We start from the raw sequence: 17,643 nt of genomic DNA, 5'->3' as shown, positions 1-17,643 counted from the left end.
CCGTGTCAGCGCGGATCCGCGCGCATCTGGCCGCGGTCGGCGCGGCGGGCCGTCCGCCGTTACGTGCCGGTCAGCCGCCGCACGCGCACCCGGCGGCGGAGATCGCTTCGGCCGGGCTCTGGGCCGTCTTGCCGAGGGTGTCGGCGTCGGCCTTGACCACGTACACCTCCCAGGGCTCCTTGCCGGGGCCGGTCACCCAGACCTTGTCCTGGAGGGCGTAGCAGCAGGAGGTGTCGTTCTCGGTGAAGGTGGCCAGCCCGGCCTCCCGGAGGCGGGTGGTGGCGGCGGTGACCTCCTCGGTGCCGGCGACCTCGACGCCGAGGTGGTCCAGGCGGGTGTCCTGGCCGGGTTCGCCCTCGATGAGGACGAGCTTGAGCGGGGGCTCGGCGACGGCGAAGTTGGCGTAGCCGGGGCGGCGCTTGGCGGGCTCGGTGCCGAACAGCTTGGAGTAGAAGGCGATCGAGCCCTCCAGGTCGGCGACGCGCAGGGCGAGCTGGAGGCGGGACATGACGGGTCTCCCATCCTGACGGCGTTGTATCGACGGCTGTCGATACAACCGAGGTTGCCAGGTTGATTAGATGACTGTCAACATAGAGGCATGTCTAATCACGGTGGTCTGCCGGTGATCGGGCCCGTGGCGGGGCAGGGCGCGGTGTGCTGTTCGCCGATGGTCCGCGAGCCGCTGGGCGAGCAGGACGCGGCCGAGCTGTCGCGGATGTTCAAGGCGCTCTCGGACCCGGTCCGGCTGCGGCTGCTGTCGCTGATCGCCTCGCACGAGGGCGGCGAGGCGTGCGTGTGCGACCTCATCGGCCCCTTCGAGGTGTCCCAGCCGACGATCTCCCACCATCTGAAGGTGCTGCGCGAGGCGGGTCTGGTCGGTTCCGAGCGCCGCGGGACCTGGGTGTACTACTGGGTGCTGCCCGCGGCCCTGGCCAAGCTGTCGGCCCTGCTCCGGCCGCCCGCCGTGCCCGCGGCGACCGAGGCGACGACCGAGGCGAAGGCCGGGGCGTGAACGCGCGGGTGCCGCTGGCGCGGCGGGCGGCGGCCGAGGCCGTCGGCACGGCCGCGCTGGTCGCGGTGGTGGTCGGGTCCGGCATCCAGGCCACCGAGCTGACCCGCGACGTCGGCGTCCAGCTGCTGGCCAGCTCCCTGGCGACCGTCCTGGGCCTGGGCGTGCTGATCGCGCTGCTCGGCCCCGTCTGCGGGGCGCACTTCAACCCGGTGGTCTCCCTGGCCGCCTACCTCACCGGCCGGGCGGCCGGTGAGGGGGTCAGGTTGCGGGACGTGGCGGCCTACGTGCCCGCCCAGATCGGCGGGGCGATCGCCGGAGCGGTGCTGGCCGATGCGATGTTCGCCCGGCCGCTGGTGGCCTGGTCGGCCCGCGACCGGTTCGCCGGGCACCTGTGGCTGGGCGAGGCGGTGGCCACCGCCGGGCTGATCTGGCTGATCTTCGGTCTGGCCCGTACCGGCCGCGCGCATCTGGCACCGGCCGCGGTCGCCTCCTTCATCGGCGCGGCGTACTGGTTCACCTCCTCCACCAGCTTCGCCAACCCGGCCGTGACCATCGGCCGGGCCTTCACCGACACCTTCGCCGGCATCGCCCCCGGCTCGGTGCCGCCGTTCCTGGCCGCGCAACTGGCCGGCGCCCTCCTCGGGCTGGGCCTGGTCGCCCTCTGCTTCGGCCGCCCGGCCCCCGCCACCGGCACCGGTGCCGTCACGGCCGGCCCGCGCGGGCGACGGCCCACCGCCCCCGTCCGATCCGCTGAGGAAGGCGCGCTGTCCTGATGAGCACTCCCGCCGCTCCGCCCGCCGTCCCCTCGGTGCTGTTCGTCTGCGTGCACAACGCCGGCCGGTCCCAGATGGCCGCCGCCTTCCTCGCCCACCTGGCCGCGGGCAGGGTCGAGGTCCGCTCCGCCGGGTCCGCGCCCGCCGACAGCGTGAACCCGGCCGTGGTGGAGGCCATGCGGGAGGCCGGCATCGACATCTCCGCCCAGACCCCCAAGGTCCTCACCGCCGAGGCCGTGCGGTCCTCCGACGTGGTGATCACCATGGGCTGCGGGGACGCCTGCCCCTACTTCCCCGGCAGGCGCTACCTGGACTGGACTCTGGACGACCCCGCCGGGCAGGGCATCGACGCGGTCCGCCCGATCCGCGACGAGATCCACCGCCGGGTGCGGCGGCTGCTGGACGAACTCGGCATCCAGGCCCAGGGGTGACCGCCGCACCCGCGGAACCGGTCACAGGACGAGCTTCAGCGAGCAGACCCCACTTGGCATCTCCTGGAGACCGCTTCGCCCACGCGGAGACGTCCCTCACCAACCGGCCGGCCGTCTCGGTGGGGCGGCAACGCGTCATCGCCAGCGGGCCTGGCATTGCGAGGCTCCGGGACTCTTGGTGGCGAGAAGCCGGAACGTCTTGTGCGCTGTCCCGCGCGATGCCGGTCGCATCTCAATCTTCCCGTCCACGGTGTTCCTGGTCGCTCTCCCGCTCCTCGGGCTCACTCGGATTCAGGCGGGTGCCGGTGCCGAGCCGTGGCCGGGTTCTGCTGAACCGGGCGCCCGAGACCGGCGAGGTGATGCCGAACAGCAGGAGGGCCAGACCACCGAGAAGCCACCACGTCCCTCCGGACTTCCAGATGATCACCACGCCTATCGCCAGGGAGGCGAGGGAGGTCGAACAGGTCCCCCACCCCAGGAGGGCGAGCGCGGTCAGGGCCGCCGACAGGAACCACGGGCCGTCCGTCAGGAGGGTGATGATCGCGCCGACGCCGGCGAGGAGCGGCACGCAGCCCCGCACGGTGTGAACGCGGGGCGTGGCCGTGCCATCGTCGCGCTCCGCGGCCTCGGGCTCCTCGGCCCGGTTCGCCGGGAGGGACTCCTGCCACTCCCTGAGGGCGGCGGCCTCCGTCCGCCGACCGATGTCCTCGAGAGCCCCGGCCGCCTGCTCGGCCGTCTGCCGGGCGGCGGTGTACCGGCGTGCCTCGGCCAGCCGGAGGGCCAGGTTCTTCAGTTCCCCGGCCTCGGCTTCGCGGTCGGCGAGTCCGCGCCAGATGTCGACGGCGTCCTGGTGGGCCCGGATCGAGCCCGCCGGATTCCCTCCAGCGGCGAGGACCTGCCCGAGGTGTGACAAGGCCAGCGCCTCGGCGGGCCGGTCGCCGGCGGCGCGGCAGACCTCGATGGCTCGCTGCTGCGCGGCGACCGCGTCCCCAGGCCGGCCCGCTCTGGTGTGGATGGCGGCGAGGTTGGACAGTGCGGTGCTCTCGCCCTCCACGTCGCCCAGTGACCGGAAGGTCGCCAGGGCCTCGTCATGGGCGGTGAGAGCCTCCTCGAGCCGGCCGCACCACGCGGTGGCCAGGGAAAGGTTGTCCAACGCGGTGGCCAGGGCCTTCGAGTGACCCGCGGCCCGGCTGACCTCGACGGCCCGCCGGTAGGCGATGACCGCCTCCTCGAGCCGTCCCTCCCCTGACAAGGCGAGACCGCGGTTGTTCAGCTCCGCGGCCTCGGCCCACGCGCTGCCGGGCGTCTCCGAAGACATTTCACGACCGTAGGGCCACGAGGCCGGGACCGGTCCCGGTGCCGGACGGCACACGGTCCGATGGGGTCAGTGCCCGCCGCCCGGTTCCCTCGGGTCGTGGTCGTTCGGGCGGAGGGAGTGACGGTGAACACGTTGCCGGGGTCGTTGCCAGGGTCGTAGGGCCGCTTGACCTGCCGCGGCCGTTCCAGCGTGGCGGGCGGGAACGCGCGGGTGAGCTTCACGTCGCGCCGGGCGGCGGCGGTGGCGGTCAGCGGGGGCTGCTCTCGCCCTTCTCGAGCTCGGCGTCGATCTTCTCCAGGTCGAGGGGGGAGGCCTCGTCGTCGGCCAGGCCCTCGTAGGGGTCGGGACGGCGGGCGCGGCGGCGGTCGTTGACGAAGGCCAGCAGCGCGGCGACCTCGAACAGCAGGACCGTGGGCAGCGCCAGGGCGAGCATGCTGAAGGGGTCGGGGCTGGGGGTGGCGACCGCCGAGAAGACGAAGATCCCGAAGATGATCATCCGCTGGGAGCGGCGGATCCGATTGGAGCTGAGCACGCCCGCCATGTTCAGGATGATCACGAACAGCGGCAGCTCGAACGTCAGCCCGAACACCAGCAGCATCGCCAGGACGTAGCCGAGGTAGTGGTCGACGGTGATGAGCGCCGACACGTCGTCGGGCACGAAGCCCAGGAACAGCGACAGGCCCCGGTCGATGGTGATGTAGGCCAGGGCGGTGCCCACGAAGAACAGCGGGACGGACGCGCCCATGAAGACGTAGGTCCAGCGGCGTTCCTTGCGGTAGAGGCCGGGAGCCACGAACGCCCACAGCTGGAACAGCCAGACCGGCGAGGAGACCACCAGGCCCAGAATGAAGGCGATCTTCAGGCGGAGGAAGAAGGAGGAGAAGATCCCGTTGACCACAAGGGAGCACGTCTGCCCGTTGAGGTCCTTGGAGGCGGGCAGCGCGCAGTAGGGCTCCTTGAGGAAGTCCCACACCGGGTTGAAGAAGATCCAGCCGATGACGGTGCCGACCAGCAGCGCCAGCATGGCCTTGATCAGGCGGTTGCGCAATTCCCGCAGGTGGTCCATGAGGGGCATGCGCCCCTCGGGGTCGGCGGCCTGCCGCGTCATCAGCTTCATCGTGGGCACTTTGGGGTCTGGTCTCGCCGGTCCGTTCGTCGGGGACGGTACTGGTCAGGAACTCTTGCGGCCGCGGTAGTCCGACACCGGAACGCCCTCGATCGGCTCCCCGGAGGGCAGCGCGCCCTGCGGCCGCGGCTGCGCGCCGGCCTCCTGGGCGGCCTCGCGCTCGAGCCGGGCGGCCTCCTCGCGGAGGCGGGCGGCGCGGGCGCTCGCCGACTCGGGGGCCTGCTCCGCCTGGGCGGGGGCCGGCTTGGCGTCATCGGTCTTGTCGTCGTCGTCGCGCAGGCCCTTGGTCTCGGCCTTCAGGATGCGGGCCGACTTGCCCAGCGAGCGCGCCAGCGTCGGCAGCTTGGCCGATCCGAAGATCAGCAGTACGACCACCAGGATGATGATCAGCTCGGGGGTCCCGATGTTCGGCATGAGAGTCCTCTTCAGCAGCGTGACACTTATGACGATCGTACGCCGTCGTCCGGCTCTTGCGCCGCACGGGTTTCCTGCAGATCGCGGAGTTCATCGCGGAGCGCGGAGTGTTGGGGCGCCAGCCGCCGCCGGGTCCGTTCCAGTTCACGCGCCAGCCGCCGCACGCCCAGGTAGACCTTGAACGAGCACACGGCCAGGACGGCCAGGCCGGCAAAGCCCAGCACGACCGATATCGCACCCCACGCCACGCCCGTCACGGTAGCCGAAAACTCAGACGCCGTCATAGAGGGCGAGGGCGCGGGCGGCGTCGGCGCGGACGCCGTCGGCGACCTCGGGCGGGTCGACGACGCGGCCCTGGTCGCCCAGCCGCAGCGCCAGGCCCCGCACCCAGCGGGTGTCGGAGGTGCGCAGGGTGATCCGCAGCCGGCCCTCGCCGAGTTCCCGCACGTCCTCGCAGGGGTAGTAGTCGGCGACCCAGCGGCCCTGGGCGGTGAGCTCGATGGTGACGGGCAGGTCGCCGGGCGCGGGCCGGTACAGGCCGGCGTCGACGTCGCGGGGCTCGGCCTCGTCGGGGACCTCGGCGGGGACGTCCAGGGCGGTGAGGTCGCTGATGCGGTCGAGGCGGAACAGCCGCACCGCCTCGGCGCGGCGGCACCAGCCCTCCAGGTAGGTGTTGCCCTCCACCACCAGCAGCCGCATCGGATCGACGTCGCGTTCGGTGTTCTCGTCGCGGGCGGGCACGTAGTAGGACAGGTGGACGCGGCGGCCGGCGCCGATCGCGGCGCGCAGCCGGCCGAGGGTGTCGCCGCGGGCGTCGACCTCGACGGCCACCTTGCTGGAGACCTGCGCGGCGGCGCCGGCGGCGCTCTCCAGCTTGGCGATGACGCGGCTGAGGGCGTCGCGGTCCTGCAGGTCGGGGATGCCGGCCAGCATCCGCAGCGCCACCAGCAGCGCGCTGGCCTCGTCGACCTTCAGCCGCAGCGGCCGGGCGATCGACTCGGCCTCGGTCACGATGATCTCGCCGCCCTCGTAGGACAGGTCGATCGGGCAGTAGGGGTCGGGGGCGCGCAGCTCCACGCACCACAGCAGGTTGAGGTCGTCGATGAGCTGCTTCTGGGTGACGCCGAAGGCCTCGGCGGCCTCCTCCAGGGCGACCGAGTCGCGGCTCACCACGTAGGGGACCAGGGCCAGCAGCCGCGCCAGCCGGTCGGTGGAGGTGGTGGAGCCGCCCCTGCCGTTGCCGCCCGTCCTCGCCGTCATCTCTCCCTCACGCCCATCCCGTCCTCACGCCTGCCTCGCCCTCGCATCGCTCTCACCGTTCACGCCGCTGTCGTCCCCGCACCGGGTCTGGTGGACGCGGCGCCGCCGCCCCGGGGTCAGGTCACCCGCCCGGGGTCCTCGCCGGCCGTCGCCAGGGTGGCCTTGAGCTGCTGGATGACCGCCTCGCGCAGGTCGGGCGGGTCCAGCACCACCACGTCGTCGGCGAACCGGGCCAGGTAGGGGGCGAACCGGTCGGCGTCGCGGAAGGTCAGCACCGCCTCGTCCCAGACGCCGTCGCCGACCGGACGCACGTCGCGGGCCCAGCGGCGCGGGCCCTGCGCGGCCCCGGCCCGCAGCCGCACCGTGGCGGGGCGGGGCTCGGTGACCGGGTCGCCCCAGTCGAAGGCGATGCGGCGCACGTCCACGCCTTCGGGGACGGTGACGCTGCCGTCGGGGCCGTCGGCGGCGACCTCCCCCGTGACGCGGCTGAGCCGGAACACGCGGGTCTGGCCGCGGTCGCGGTCATGGCCGACGACGTACCAGCGTCCGCGGCGGCTGACCACCCCCCACGGCTCCAGGTGCCGGCGCGACACCGAGGTGCGGCCGACCCCCTGGTAGTCGAAGGCGACGGGCCGCCCGTCGCGGACGGCCTCCCACAGCGCCGGGAACGCCGGTTCGCCCGTGTCGACGCGCGGCTCGATGCCCAGGGCCGTGGTGGCGTCGGCGGCGTCGGTGTCCACACCGGCGGCGCGCAGCTTCAGCAGCGCGCCGGAGGCGGCGTCGGCCATGCTGGCGCGCTGCCACACCCGCGCGGCCAGGCCGAGCACGGCCGCCTCGTCGGGGGTCAGGTGGATGTCGGGCAGCTCGTAGGCCTGCGGGGGGATGCGGTAGCCGATCTCCTCGCCGGTGCCGCCCTGCTGGTCGCTGCCGACCTCCAGCGGGACGCCCAGCTCGCGCAGCTCCTCCTTGTCGCGTTCGAACATCCGCTTGAACGCCTCGTCGGAGCCCGGGTACCCGGGGACGGCCCGCCGGATCTGCTCGGCCGTAAGGTAGCGCCGTGTGGCCAGCAGGCAGACCACCAGGTTGAGCAGGCGCTCGGTCTTGCGCCGCGACACTCGGCCACCACCTTTCCCAGTCGATTCCCAGTCGATGAAGCCCATTCACGCACAAATGCGGTCGCCGGACGTTCGGATTATGAGATTGTCGGGCGGCCGTCCGGCCCTCCGGCCCGCGTGCCCGCGCCGCCCGCACCGACCGTGCCGGCGGCGCCACGGCGGGTGAACGCCGCGCGTCCCCATGTCGCCCGTGTCAGGACGCTACCGTTTCCTTGTGATCCGATGGCGCAAGGGCACGGTAGAAGGCGTCCGCCGGGAATGGCCGGGGGCGGTCGAACTGGACGTCACGATCGAGGGCGACGGGACGCACGGGACCTCGGTCTTCCCCGCACTCGCGTATCCCGCTCTGGTGGGGCGTCCCGAACCGGGCGACACCGTCCTGCTCAACACTACGGCCTTGGCGATGGGCCTGGGGACGGGCGGCTACGCGATGGTGGTCGCCGTCCCCGACCGTCTGCCGCCCGACCCGTCGGGCCCGGGGCACCTGGTGAAGGCGCGGTACACGCCGCTGCAGGCCACCGTGCTGGGCGCCGACGAGCAGGACTCCCCCCACCACGAACTGCTGCGCGAGGCCGACTCCCTGGAGGGGACGCCGGTGATCGTGGCCGACCTGCACTCGGCGCTGCCGCCGATCCTGGCGGGACTGCTGGCGGCCCGGCCGGGCACCCGCGCGGTGTACGTGATGCCCGACGGCGGCGCGCTGCCGGCCTGGTTCTCGATGTCGATCGCGCGGCTGCGGGAGGCCGGCGCGCTGGCGGCGACCGTCACGGTCGGACAGGCGTTCGGCGGCGACCTGGAGGCGGTGACGGTGCACACCGGGCTGCTGGCGGCGCGGCTGGTGCTGGACGCCGAGGTCATCGTGGTCGCGCAGGGCCCGGGCAACCTGGGCACGGGCACCCGGTGGGGCTTCTCGGGAGTGTCGGCGGGCGAGGCCGTCAACGCGGCCGCGGTGCTGTCGGGACGGCCGGTGGCCTCGCTGCGGGTCAGCGACGGCGACAAGCGGGAGCGGCACGTGGGGGTGTCGCACCACAGCCTGACCGCCTACGGCCGGGTCGCGCTGGCGCGGGCTCAGGTCGTGGTCCCCGAACTGGGCGGGGAGTTCGGCACGCGGGTTGCCGGGGAGGCCGCCTCGCTGGGCGACCAGCACGAACTCGTCCCGGTGGCCGTGGACGGGCTGCACGAGGCGCTGCGCACGGCCGAGAAGGACTGGGGCGTGCGGCTGTCCACGATGGGCCGCCGCCTGGATCAGGACCTGCCCTACTTCCTCACCGCGGCCGCCGCCGGCCGCCACGCCGCCGCCCTCCTGTGACCGCCCCCGGCCCCCAGCTCGCTGTGCTCGTGCACCGGGCCGGGTCAGGTCGGGCCGGGAGGCATCGGGTCAGGACGGGGCCGGGGCCGGGGCGCCGTCGGGGGTGTAGGTCTCGCGGAAGGTGAACGCCCGGGGAGAGGGGCCCTGGGCGCGCAGCGTCTCCAGGCGTTCCACGCCCTCCTGGAGGGTGGGGATGTGCCCGGCGGGGATCCACCACATCACCAGGTGCGCCTGGACGTGCTTGCCGAACCACTCGCGGCGGCGGCGCAGCACGTCCAGGTGGCGGCTGCGGTACATGTAGTCCCACAGCGCCTCCCGGCTCTCCCACACCGAGTAGTTGATGATGACGTCGGCGCCGATGGGGCGGAGGCCGGTGGCGTCGGCGGCGCCGTTCTCCACCAGCCGCCACACGAAGCCGGGGGCGCCGTCGGCGAGCGCGTTGAGGGGTTCCAGGAGCTCGGTGAACCCGGCCGTCCGGGGGTCGTCGAGGGGGAACGTCAGCGTGCCCACGTTGAACTGGGCGAGGTGGTAGCCGGGCATGGGCTCACTTCACCATCCCCCCGCTTCTATGTCAACGATCATTATTTTTAGAAGGCTTCGGGCCCGTCCCCTCGTCCTTCGGCCGGTTCGGCGACGGTGCAGCAGCGGCCGGGTCCGGCGTCGATCCGCACCCGCACACCCTGCGAGCCCTCCAGCAGCCCCTCCAGCAGCGCCAGGTTCATCCCGCACACCAGCGGCGGGAACTCCTCCGAAAGGGCGTGGAAGGGGCAGTTGCGCATGCGCAGGACCCCGTCCTCCATGCGCGGCTCGTACCCGCGGCCCTCCAGCAGCGCCGCGACCTCCTCCAGGCCCCGGCACGGGCCCGCGCCCTCCTCTTGCAGCCGCCTCCCGCGCCGCCGCGCGGCCTCCCGCAACTCCGCGTCCAGCCCGGCGGTCTCGGCGGCCTGGGCCAGCAGCCCGGCCGCCGTGCGGTAGTCGCGCGGCGGCAGCGACACCGCCCGCTCCCCCGGCGCCCTGCGGTACAGCTTGGCCGGACGTCCCGCGCCCGGCCCCGAACGTCCCGTCAGGCGTCGGCTCACCGTCTCCAGCAGCCCCGCCTCCACCAGCTTGTCCAGATGGAAGGCCGCCAGCGTGCGCTGGACGCCCGCGGCCTCGGCCGCCTCGTTCCGGCTCACCTCGTGGTCCTGGGCGCCCACGTACGCGTACAGCCGCCGCCGGACCGGGTCCTGCAGGACGGCGATCGCCTCGATGTCCTCCACCCGGCCAGTCTAAGAACAATCGCGGTTCGCTTTAGAACCGAAGCGGGGGGCCGGTCAGTGGGCGCCGAGGACGTCGACGACGAACACCAGCGTGTCATCGCCCTTGATCTTGGCCTGGGCCAGCCCCTTGGCCCCGTACCCCAGCGACGGCGGCACCACCAGCAGCAGCCGGCTGCCCACCTTCTGTCCCACCAGCGCCTGGTCCCAGCCCTTCATCACCTGGCCGGTGCCGATCGTGGCCGCGTACGGGCGCCCGGTCCGCCAGGAGGACTCGAAGACCTTCCCGTCCCGCCAGAACACCCCCACGTACTGCAGCGCCAGCAGCTGCCCCTTGCCGACCGCCGCGCCCTGCCCCTGCACGAGCGTCCGCACCTGCAGGCCCTTGGGCGCGGCCGCCTTCGGCACGGTCACCGACGGGCCGGCGCCCGCCTGGACCTCGCCCACCTTCGGCAGCCGCGGATCCTCCAGCGGCTGCCGGCGCCCCTGCGCCTGCGCCGTCCGCGCGTAGATCGCCCGCACGTCCAGCACGTACACCAGCGTGTCGTCCCTGCCGACCTGGCGCTGCGCGGCGCCCTTGGCGCCGTAGCCGTCCTTGGGCGGGATCTTGGCCACCACCCGGCCGCCGACCCGCGCGCCCTCCAGCGCCTTCTCCAGCCCCGGCACCAGCCGCCCCGTCGGGAACGCGCCCGGACGCCCCGCGATGAAGCTGCTCGCCAGCAGCTTGCTGCCGTCCTTGCTCCACCGGTAACCGACGTAGTCGGCCACCACCAGATCGCCCTTGCGCGCCCGGACGCCCGCACCGTCGGTCACCCTCTTGACCGCCAGCTCCTTACCGGGCGCCTCCTTGGGGAACACCACGTCCGGACGGGACCCGAAATCGCCCTTGACCGCCACCTCGACGTCGTCCGCACCGGAACAGGCACCGGTCAGCAGCAACGGAACGGCCAGCACGACGGCCGCGGGGAGGACGGAGAGTCGACGTCGCATACGGGTCCTTCGGGGGTGGCGAACGCAACTGCGCGCTCACCCTACCCCTCTTGTGACTCGCCGGTAGCCTTGACGGGACGTTCACCCCGGCGTGTCGCGCCGAGCACACCCCGTCACCGCCGCCCGCCGCCGTCACCCGCTGCGGCCCGGCCCTGGGGGTGGCGGCGGGCCGCCGCCACCCCTGGGCCGGTGACTCACATCCCGGCGATGAGCTTGTCGACCCGCTCGTCCACCGAACGGAACGGGTCCTTGCACAGCACCGTCCGCTGCGCCTGGTCGTTCAGCTTCAGATGCACCCAGTCGACGGTGAAGTCGCGCCGCTTCTCCTGCGCCCGCCGGATGAACTCCCCGCGCAGCCGCGCCCGCGTCGTCTGCGGCGGCACCGACTTCGCCTCGAAGATCGCCAGATCGCGCGCCACCCGCTCCACCGACCCCCGCTTCTCCAGCAGGTAGTACAGCCCGCGGTCGCGGTGCACGTCGTGGTAGGCCAGATCCAGCTGCGCCACCCGCGGCGACGACAGCGGCAGATCGTACTTGCGCCGGTACCGCTCGATCAGCCGGTACTTGGTCACCCAGTCGATCTCCCGGGACACCAGGTCCAGATCCCCGGTCTCCACCGCCCGCAGCGTCCGCTCCCACAGGTCCAGCACCCGCATCGTGACCTCGTCGCCGCCGCGCCGGTCCACGAAGTCCTTGGCCTTGCCGAAGTACTCCTTCTGGATCTCCAGCGAACTGGCCTCCCGGCCGTTGGCCAGCCGCACCTTCCGCCGGCCCGTCATGTCATGGCTGACCTCGCGGATCGCCCGGATCGGGTTCTCCAGCGTCAGGTCGCGCATCACCACGCCCGCCTCGATCATCCGCAGCACCAGGTCGGTCGCCCCGACCTTCAGCAGCATCGTGGTCTCGCTCATGTTCGAGTCGCCCACGATCACGTGCAGCCGCCGGAACCGCTCGGCGTCGGCGTGCGGCTCGTCCCGCGTGTTGATGATCGGACGCGAGCGGGTCGTCGCCGACGACACGCCCTCCCAGATGTGCTCGGCCCGCTGCGACACGCAGTACACCGCCCCCCGCGGCGTCTGCAGCACCTTCCCCGCACCGCAGATGATCTGCCGCGTCACCAGGTACGGGATCAGCACGTCGGCCAGCCGCCCGAACTCGCCGTGCCGGCCCACCAGATAGTTCTCATGGCAGCCGTAGGAGTTCCCGGCCGAATCGGTGTTGTTCTTGAACAGGTAGATGTCGCCGGCGATGCCCTCCTCGCGCAGCCGCCGCTCGGCGTCCACCAGCAGACCCTCCAGGATCCGCTCGCCCGCCTTGTCGTGCGTCACCAGATCGATCACGCTGTCGCACTCGGGCGTGGCGTACTCGGGGTGGCTTCCCACGTCCAGGTAGAGCCGCGCGCCGTTGCGCAGGAACACGTTGCTGCTACGACCCCACGACACCACCCGGCGGAACAGGTAGCGGGCCACCTCGTCGGGTGACAACCGCCGCTGCCCGCGGAAGGTACAGGTGACGCCGTACTCGTTCTCAAGCCCGAAGATGCGCCTGTCCACACCGTGAGCCTATGCGGCCGGGGCCCGACTTGGCAGTCTCTGAAGCCTCTGGTTTCACCGGCGGTACGCACCAGAACGCGCCGCGAACGCGCGACACGCCGCACCCGGCCCGGCCGGGCGGGACGCCCGGGGCCGCTGCCTTTACGTTGTAGATCATTGGGTGGGGGGCGCAAAAAGGACGCCGAACGGGGAAGGGCCCGTCGCATCCACGACAGACCCTCCCCGCACGCATCCCACTCCGGCCGGTCGACCGGCCGCCGGCCTAGTCCTCCGACTCGCCGTTCGCCCCGTTCGCCCCGTTTTCTGAAGCGCTCGACGACGCACCGTCCGCCTCGTTCAGCAAACGCTCGATCCGCGCCGCCGGCAACGCCTTGAACAGACGATGCTCCCGATTACGATCCAGCACCGCCACCTCCAGCGACTTCGCCTCCAGATGACGATCCGCGTCCTGCGCCTCCAGCGCCCGCACCGCCACCTTCAGCGCCTCCGCCAGCGACGCCCCCTCCCGGTACCGCTCCTTCAGCACCTCCGCCACCGCGTCCGCCTGACCGCCCATCGCCACATAACCGTGCTCGTCGGCCACCGAACCATCGAACGTCAACCGATAGATCTGATCGGTCTCCGCACTGTCACCCACCTCCGCGACCACCAACTCCACCTCATACGGCTTGTTGGTCTCCGTGAAGATCGTCCCCAGCGACTGCGCGTACAGATTCGCCAGCCCCCGCGCCGTCACATCACGACGGTCGTACTGGTACCCGTTCACATCCGCGTACCGCACCCCGCCCAGCCGCAGATTCTCGAACTCGTTGTACTTCCCCACCGCCGCGAACGCGATCCGGTCATAGATCTCACTGATCTTGTGCAGCGCACGCGACGGATTGTCCGCCACGAACAGGATCCCGTCGTCGTACTGCAGCACGACCACGCTGCGGCCACGCGCGATGCCCTTACGCGCATAGTCCGCCTTGTCCTTCATCTGCTGTTCGGGCGACACATAGAACGGCATGGACACCGGTCTGGATCCCTTCTATCGCAGCGGGGCGGTCGGCCCGCCCGGCGAGTCGTAACGTCCGTCGACCACGGCCTGCGCCAACGCGCCCACCTCGTCCTCCCCCAGCCGGCGGTACCCCTCGTCCGACACCACCGACACCACCGGGAAGATCCGCCGCGTCAGATCCGGCCCACCCGTCGCCGAATCGTCATCCGCCGCGTCGTACAGCGCCTGCACGCACACCAGCGCCGCGTCCTCCACCGACAGATCCGCGCGCCACAGCTTCTTCAACGCACCACGCGCGTACACCGACCCCGACCCGATCGAGTAGAAGTCCCGCTCCTCGTACCGGCCCCCCGCCGGATCGTAGGAGAAGATCCGCCCCCCGTCCCGCTCCTCGTCGTACCCGGCGAACAGCGGCACCACCGCCAGCCCCTGCATCGCCATCCCCAGGTTCCCCCGGACCAGCGTCGCCAGCCGATTCGCCTTCCCCTCCACCGACAGCGTCCGGCCCTCGCGCTTCTCGTAATGCTCCAGCTCCACCTGGAACAAACGAATCAGCTCCATGCCGAGCCCCGCCGTCCCCGCCATCGCGATCGCCGAGAACTCGTCCGCCCGGAACACCTTCTCGACATCACGCTGAGCGATCACATGCCCCGCGGTCGCCCGGCGATCCCCCGCCATCACCACACCACCGGGGAACGTCACCGCCACGATCGTCGTCGCGTGCGGGATCCCCTCCCCCGCCGGCACCGCCGGCAACGGCCGCCGCCCCGGCAGCAACTCCGGACTGTAGGCACCCAGGAACTCCGTGAACGACGACGTGTCAGGGTTCACGAACAACCCCGGCACACGTCCGGTGCGAGCATCGTGCGACGCCACGCGACTCCTTCCCTCCACCACGGCACCGGCTCCCCTCACGAACCCACCGGCGCTGACCAACTCAGACCCTACTGTTCAACCCGCACCCACCGCATGCCACGCGATCGCTCCACAGTCCGCCCACGGCGAACCCCCCACAGCCCACTACGATGACCACGTGGTGTTGGGAACCCCTGGCCAGCCCGGCTGGCCCAGCCCCCTCGGGCAGCCGACATGGCCGAGCGCCCCCGGACAACCCGGATGGCCCCCACGACGCCCCGCCTACAACCCACCCGTCACCGAAGAGGACATCACCCTCCCACCCGACGCCGACCCCTTCACCATCGCCGAACACCAGACCCGCGCCGCCGTCACCGCCCCCTACTGGCCCGCCTCCACCCCCCTCCAACGCCGCCAAGCACTCCTCCCCCACCTCCTCACCCTCCCCGACCACAGCTGGTGGCTCTTCGCCGCATGGACCCGCTGGTACCGCTGGCACCCCGCCGACAGCCGCTGGTTCCCCTCACCCCCGCCGCACGCCGCCCACACCCGCCAAACCGCCGCCCACGGCCCCACCCCACCCCCCATCCCCGCCGAAATACTCCCCACCGGCGCCGACTACCTCACCGACTACGGCCCACCCCTCGCCCTCACCGGCAAACCCGTCTCAGGCGCCCTCACCTACCGCCTCCGCTCCGTCCTCACCGAAGCCGCCCAAGCACCACCCCACGACTACCCCCTCGGCTGGAACCGCTTCCTCCACGGCACCCCCAGCACCATCGCCGCCACCTGGAGCACCCTCCTGTGGTGCGCCTCCGTCCCCCTCTTCGACCCAGAACTCGGCCTCATCCACCACTGGGAACCCCACCTCGCACCCCAACCCACCACAGAACCCGCCAACGCCACCGACCTGCGCTGGCTCACACCCCCACCCCTCCACACCATCATCGGCCTCTACGCCGAACGCCTCCGCGCAGGCCGCGGCGACGCCGCCGCCCAACTCATCCGCTGCATGGTCATGACCGCCCAGGCCCTCCGCGACGACCCCCGCTTCCGCGTCCGCGCCTCCGCCCTCCTCTCCATGATCGAACCCCTCCAGAGCAACCCCGCCCTCGACCACCGCGCCCTCCCCTACGGCGACCAGGTCCTCGAACGCGAATGGCGGAGCCGCTGCCCCGCACCCCTCTTCGCCACCCTCTTCGCCGACTCCGCCCCCGGCGAACGCCTCCAACTCGCCTTCTACGACCTCGCCACCGCCCTCCAACCCCTCTGCGGCGACCCCCACGACCCCGCCACCCACACCGAACCCCGCCACGCCGCCACCGCCCTCCTCGCAGCCGACCTCGCCGGCTACCGCCCCGACCTCGCCACCCCCGTCGGCCGCTGGCTCGACCCCGAACTCCGCACCCTCCTCACCGACATCCTCGGCGACGACCACCACCCCCTCCGCGGCCTCTGGCCCTCCCCCACCAGCGACGACCCCGACACCACCCTCCACGTCCTCGGCGCCACCGCCGCCCTCGGCTTCGCCTGGTGCCGCCTCGCCGGCGTCCCCGTCCCACCCAACGGCCTCACCACCGCCAACCACCAGGCCGCCCACCTCACCTCCCTCCAGGACACCTGAACGCCGCTCCGGGCCCCGCCCCGGTCCTGCGCGCGATCTCCAGGACGCCTCGCAGCCGCATCCTTCGCACGACACCCCTCGGGCACGAACGACGCCAACTCGAGACGCCGGGACCTCGTCACCGCACAACAAGCGAGAGGGCGCCGCCGAAGCGCACGCCCTCTCGAAACTCCTCCATCGCGGTGAATTTCTGCAGCACATCACCTCACATGGACGTCGGGGTACTCTCGGACGAGGCCGCCAAGCCCCCTTCGACACACCTCATCTTCGAGGCGAAGTGCTCCGGCGAACTCTGCACCAACGCCCTGATCCGCTCGCTGAACGACGAACGCCGCGGACCGAACGACCACCGACGGCAGTAGCCGGGCCCGCCCTCAGCCAGCCGCAGCCGCGTGAGTTCGAACTTCCTCTCCTCGAACTCCGCGCACAGCCTCCGATGCTCCCCGTCCCGCTCCCGATACGACTCCCAGCCGCCCAGCGGCACCGTAGCCGGATCCACGTCCGGGAACGTGAACGAGAGCCGGACCCCGCCATCGTCGGCGGGCACCCTTCGGAGCAGCGCACCCTGCACATAGTCCGCGGCGCGCCGGAGAGCCACCGGGTCGTCCCCGAGCTGGCCCATTCCGGTGTTGCACCCGCCGCACAGGAGCCCCCTGACCACACCGGTCACATGATCGTGATCGACGTTCTCGGCGGCCTTGTCACAGCAGATCGCACAGAACCCGCGCTGCACCGCGAGGAGTTCCTCAATCTCACCTTCCCCGACGCCGTAACGCGCCCTCAGCCGATCGTCACGCGACGTCCCCAGCCGACGGATCGGAACGCCGTCCCTGTCTACGAGCCGCCCCGTGAAGGCAAGCCTGCGCGCATGCCTTTCTATGACAGCGACGCCGAGTTCGAGAAGCATCGACTGGGCGTGATGCGTCCGCCCCTCGAGGTAGGCGGCGGATTCTCGCATGAGCCCGGGGTTGTCCTCGTACTGCCCCAGTGCACCGTTACAGGGAAAGCAGAGCAATGCACGAAACAGGCCCGTTTCGTGCGAATGGTCCACATGCGAGGCTTCTTTGCGGAGGCATATCACGCACACCCCGCCCTGCCTCTGCCGATGCTCTTCCACCTGCTCAGCGGTCAGGCCGTACCGCAACTTCAGGAGGTAGTTGCGCTGGCTGCCATGCTTCTGGCGCTTGATCTCCAGCATCACCCGGCTGTGGCAGGGCCTGCAGTACGCAGTCAGCCCGGAGGCTTTGGATCGATTTCGCCCGAACTCCTGAACGGACTTTACCGCTTCGCATCGAGGACAATATTTCATCCCTTCAGGAACCGAACGGCGCTTACGATAGGGCTTGGGCTCTTTACCCTGCTCAACACGACGCCTATTCCGACTCTCTGCATTGCGCAGACCGAAGCAATCTTTGCAGTAGAGCGCCAGACCATCCTTGGAAGCCTTGCGCTTGAAGAACTCGCCCTTGGGCTTGACTTGGCCGCAATCACGGCATTCCTTTACGGACACGGCCCCGACCCTACCGCCCTCACCCGTGCCCTTAGAAGAGATTTTCGATTCAGGCCATCAAGAAGTGTGAATACCTCCTCGAATTTCCCTTATTCCC

General features: G+C 71.6%; 19 protein-coding genes. 5 read left to right on the top strand and 14 right to left on the bottom strand.

The window, feature by feature from the left end; translation table 11 throughout:
* Positions 1-70 precede the first annotated feature (70 nt).
* Positions 71-508, bottom strand: coding sequence for an ArsI/CadI family heavy metal resistance metalloenzyme (locus tag ACZ466_RS44240; protein WP_378282263.1), 438 nt, complete (start codon positions 506-508; stop codon positions 71-73).
* A 90-nt stretch (positions 509-598) separates the two neighbouring features.
* Between ACZ466_RS44240 and ACZ466_RS44235 the strand changes: the two genes are divergently transcribed.
* Genes ACZ466_RS44235 through ACZ466_RS44225 form a run of 3 tightly spaced genes read left to right on the top strand, consistent with a single transcriptional unit; the run spans position 599 to position 2,216 of the window.
* A complete protein-coding gene (locus ACZ466_RS44235; RefSeq protein ID WP_378282264.1) occupies positions 599-1,012 on the top strand; it encodes an ArsR/SmtB family transcription factor in 414 nt (137 codons plus the stop codon).
* Positions 1,009-1,785, top strand: coding sequence for an aquaporin (locus tag ACZ466_RS44230; RefSeq protein WP_378282265.1), 777 nt, complete (start codon positions 1,009-1,011; stop codon positions 1,783-1,785). The genes ACZ466_RS44235 and ACZ466_RS44230 overlap by 4 nt, the downstream gene beginning before the upstream one ends.
* Positions 1,785-2,216 carry an arsenate reductase ArsC gene (locus ACZ466_RS44225; RefSeq protein ID WP_378282266.1) on the top strand — a complete coding sequence of 144 codons (432 nt, stop codon included), beginning with the start codon at positions 1,785-1,787 and terminating at the stop codon, positions 2,214-2,216. The genes ACZ466_RS44230 and ACZ466_RS44225 overlap by 1 nt, the downstream gene beginning before the upstream one ends.
* A gap of 232 nt (positions 2,217-2,448) precedes the next feature.
* Here ACZ466_RS44225 and ACZ466_RS44220 read toward each other — a convergent pair whose 3' ends face one another.
* The 6 genes from ACZ466_RS44220 to ACZ466_RS44195 form a co-directional block, all read right to left on the bottom strand.
* Positions 2,449-3,534, bottom strand: a complete 1,086-nt coding sequence (locus tag ACZ466_RS44220) for a tetratricopeptide repeat protein (RefSeq protein ID WP_378282267.1) — start codon at positions 3,532-3,534, stop codon at positions 2,449-2,451.
* A gap of 247 nt (positions 3,535-3,781) precedes the next feature.
* Positions 3,782-4,651, bottom strand: coding sequence for a twin-arginine translocase subunit TatC (tatC, locus tag ACZ466_RS44215; RefSeq protein WP_378282268.1), 870 nt, complete (start codon positions 4,649-4,651; stop codon positions 3,782-3,784).
* Between the two features lie 54 nt (positions 4,652-4,705).
* Positions 4,706-5,074 (bottom strand): Sec-independent protein translocase subunit TatA, encoded by a 369-nt coding sequence (tatA, locus tag ACZ466_RS44210; protein ID WP_378282269.1) that lies wholly within the window; start codon positions 5,072-5,074, stop codon positions 4,706-4,708.
* A 26-nt stretch (positions 5,075-5,100) separates the two neighbouring features.
* Positions 5,101-5,322 (bottom strand): hypothetical protein, encoded by a 222-nt coding sequence (locus ACZ466_RS44205; RefSeq protein ID WP_378282270.1) that lies wholly within the window; start codon positions 5,320-5,322, stop codon positions 5,101-5,103.
* Positions 5,323-5,344: 22 nt separating this feature from the next.
* Complete coding sequence (locus tag ACZ466_RS44200; protein WP_378282271.1) at positions 5,345-6,334, bottom strand: helix-turn-helix transcriptional regulator; 990 nt, start codon at positions 6,332-6,334, stop codon at positions 5,345-5,347.
* Positions 6,335-6,450: 116 nt separating this feature from the next.
* Positions 6,451-7,449: a helix-turn-helix transcriptional regulator gene (locus tag ACZ466_RS44195; RefSeq protein ID WP_378282272.1), complete on the bottom strand. Its 999-nt coding sequence runs from the start codon at positions 7,447-7,449 to the stop codon at positions 6,451-6,453.
* Positions 7,450-7,663: 214 nt separating this feature from the next.
* On the opposite strand from ACZ466_RS44195, the gene ACZ466_RS44190 reads away from it, so the two are divergent.
* The gene (locus ACZ466_RS44190) at positions 7,664-8,758 is read left to right on the top strand and encodes a DUF3866 family protein (protein ID WP_378282273.1); all 1,095 of its coding nucleotides are present in this window, start codon (positions 7,664-7,666) and stop codon (positions 8,756-8,758) included.
* A gap of 69 nt (positions 8,759-8,827) precedes the next feature.
* Here ACZ466_RS44190 and ACZ466_RS44185 read toward each other — a convergent pair whose 3' ends face one another.
* The 6 genes from ACZ466_RS44185 to prcB all read right to left on the bottom strand — a co-directional run bounded on the left by ACZ466_RS44185 (position 8,828) and on the right by prcB (position 14,433).
* On the bottom strand, positions 8,828-9,298 hold the full coding sequence (locus tag ACZ466_RS44185; RefSeq protein WP_378282274.1) for a DUF3291 domain-containing protein: 471 nt from the start codon (positions 9,296-9,298) through the stop codon (positions 8,828-8,830).
* A 47-nt stretch (positions 9,299-9,345) separates the two neighbouring features.
* A complete protein-coding gene (locus ACZ466_RS44180) occupies positions 9,346-10,017 on the bottom strand; it encodes a helix-turn-helix transcriptional regulator (RefSeq protein WP_378282275.1) in 672 nt (223 codons plus the stop codon).
* Between the two features lie 54 nt (positions 10,018-10,071).
* Positions 10,072-11,004: an FKBP-type peptidyl-prolyl cis-trans isomerase gene (locus tag ACZ466_RS44175; RefSeq protein ID WP_378282276.1), complete on the bottom strand. Its 933-nt coding sequence runs from the start codon at positions 11,002-11,004 to the stop codon at positions 10,072-10,074.
* A 194-nt stretch (positions 11,005-11,198) separates the two neighbouring features.
* A complete protein-coding gene (gene pafA / locus ACZ466_RS44170; RefSeq protein WP_378282277.1) occupies positions 11,199-12,557 on the bottom strand; it encodes a Pup--protein ligase in 1,359 nt (452 codons plus the stop codon).
* 262 nt (positions 12,558-12,819) lie between these two features.
* Positions 12,820-13,566, bottom strand: coding sequence for a proteasome subunit alpha (prcA, locus tag ACZ466_RS44165; protein ID WP_378282283.1), 747 nt, complete (start codon positions 13,564-13,566; stop codon positions 12,820-12,822).
* Between the two features lie 21 nt (positions 13,567-13,587).
* Complete coding sequence (gene prcB / locus ACZ466_RS44160; protein ID WP_378282278.1) at positions 13,588-14,433, bottom strand: proteasome subunit beta; 846 nt, start codon at positions 14,431-14,433, stop codon at positions 13,588-13,590.
* A gap of 157 nt (positions 14,434-14,590) precedes the next feature.
* Between prcB and ACZ466_RS44155 the strand changes: the two genes are divergently transcribed.
* Positions 14,591-16,036, top strand: coding sequence for a hypothetical protein (locus ACZ466_RS44155; protein WP_464041927.1), 1,446 nt, complete (start codon positions 14,591-14,593; stop codon positions 16,034-16,036).
* Positions 16,037-16,241: 205 nt separating this feature from the next.
* Here ACZ466_RS44155 and ACZ466_RS44150 read toward each other — a convergent pair whose 3' ends face one another.
* Positions 16,242-17,234, bottom strand: a complete 993-nt coding sequence (locus ACZ466_RS44150) for an endonuclease VII domain-containing protein (RefSeq protein WP_378292346.1) — start codon at positions 17,232-17,234, stop codon at positions 16,242-16,244.
* Positions 17,235-17,643 lie beyond the last annotated feature (409 nt).

The sequence above is a fragment of the Actinomadura rugatobispora genome (assembly GCF_055379765.1).
This window is presented reverse-complemented; position numbering and strand designations above follow the sequence as displayed.

Coding starts and splice junctions, on each gene's coding strand:
- ACZ466_RS44240 (WP_378282263.1), bottom strand. CDS start 508: ATGTCCCGCCTCCAGCTCGCCCTGCGCGTCGCCGACCTGGAGGGCTCG.
- ACZ466_RS44235 (WP_378282264.1), top strand. CDS start 599: ATGTCTAATCACGGTGGTCTGCCGGTGATCGGGCCCGTGGCGGGGCAG.
- ACZ466_RS44225 (WP_378282266.1), top strand. CDS start 1,785: ATGAGCACTCCCGCCGCTCCGCCCGCCGTCCCCTCGGTGCTGTTCGTC.
- ACZ466_RS44220 (WP_378282267.1), bottom strand. CDS start 3,534: ATGTCTTCGGAGACGCCCGGCAGCGCGTGGGCCGAGGCCGCGGAGCTG.
- tatC (WP_378282268.1), bottom strand. CDS start 4,651: ATGAAGCTGATGACGCGGCAGGCCGCCGACCCCGAGGGGCGCATGCCC.
- tatA (WP_378282269.1), bottom strand. CDS start 5,074: ATGCCGAACATCGGGACCCCCGAGCTGATCATCATCCTGGTGGTCGTA.
- ACZ466_RS44200 (WP_378282271.1), bottom strand. CDS start 6,334: ATGACGGCGAGGACGGGCGGCAACGGCAGGGGCGGCTCCACCACCTCC.
- ACZ466_RS44185 (WP_378282274.1), bottom strand. CDS start 9,298: ATGCCCGGCTACCACCTCGCCCAGTTCAACGTGGGCACGCTGACGTTC.
- ACZ466_RS44175 (WP_378282276.1), bottom strand. CDS start 11,004: ATGCGACGTCGACTCTCCGTCCTCCCCGCGGCCGTCGTGCTGGCCGTT.
- prcA (WP_378282283.1), bottom strand. CDS start 13,566: ATGCCGTTCTATGTGTCGCCCGAACAGCAGATGAAGGACAAGGCGGAC.
- ACZ466_RS44150 (WP_378292346.1), bottom strand. CDS start 17,234: ATGCTGGAGATCAAGCGCCAGAAGCATGGCAGCCAGCGCAACTACCTC.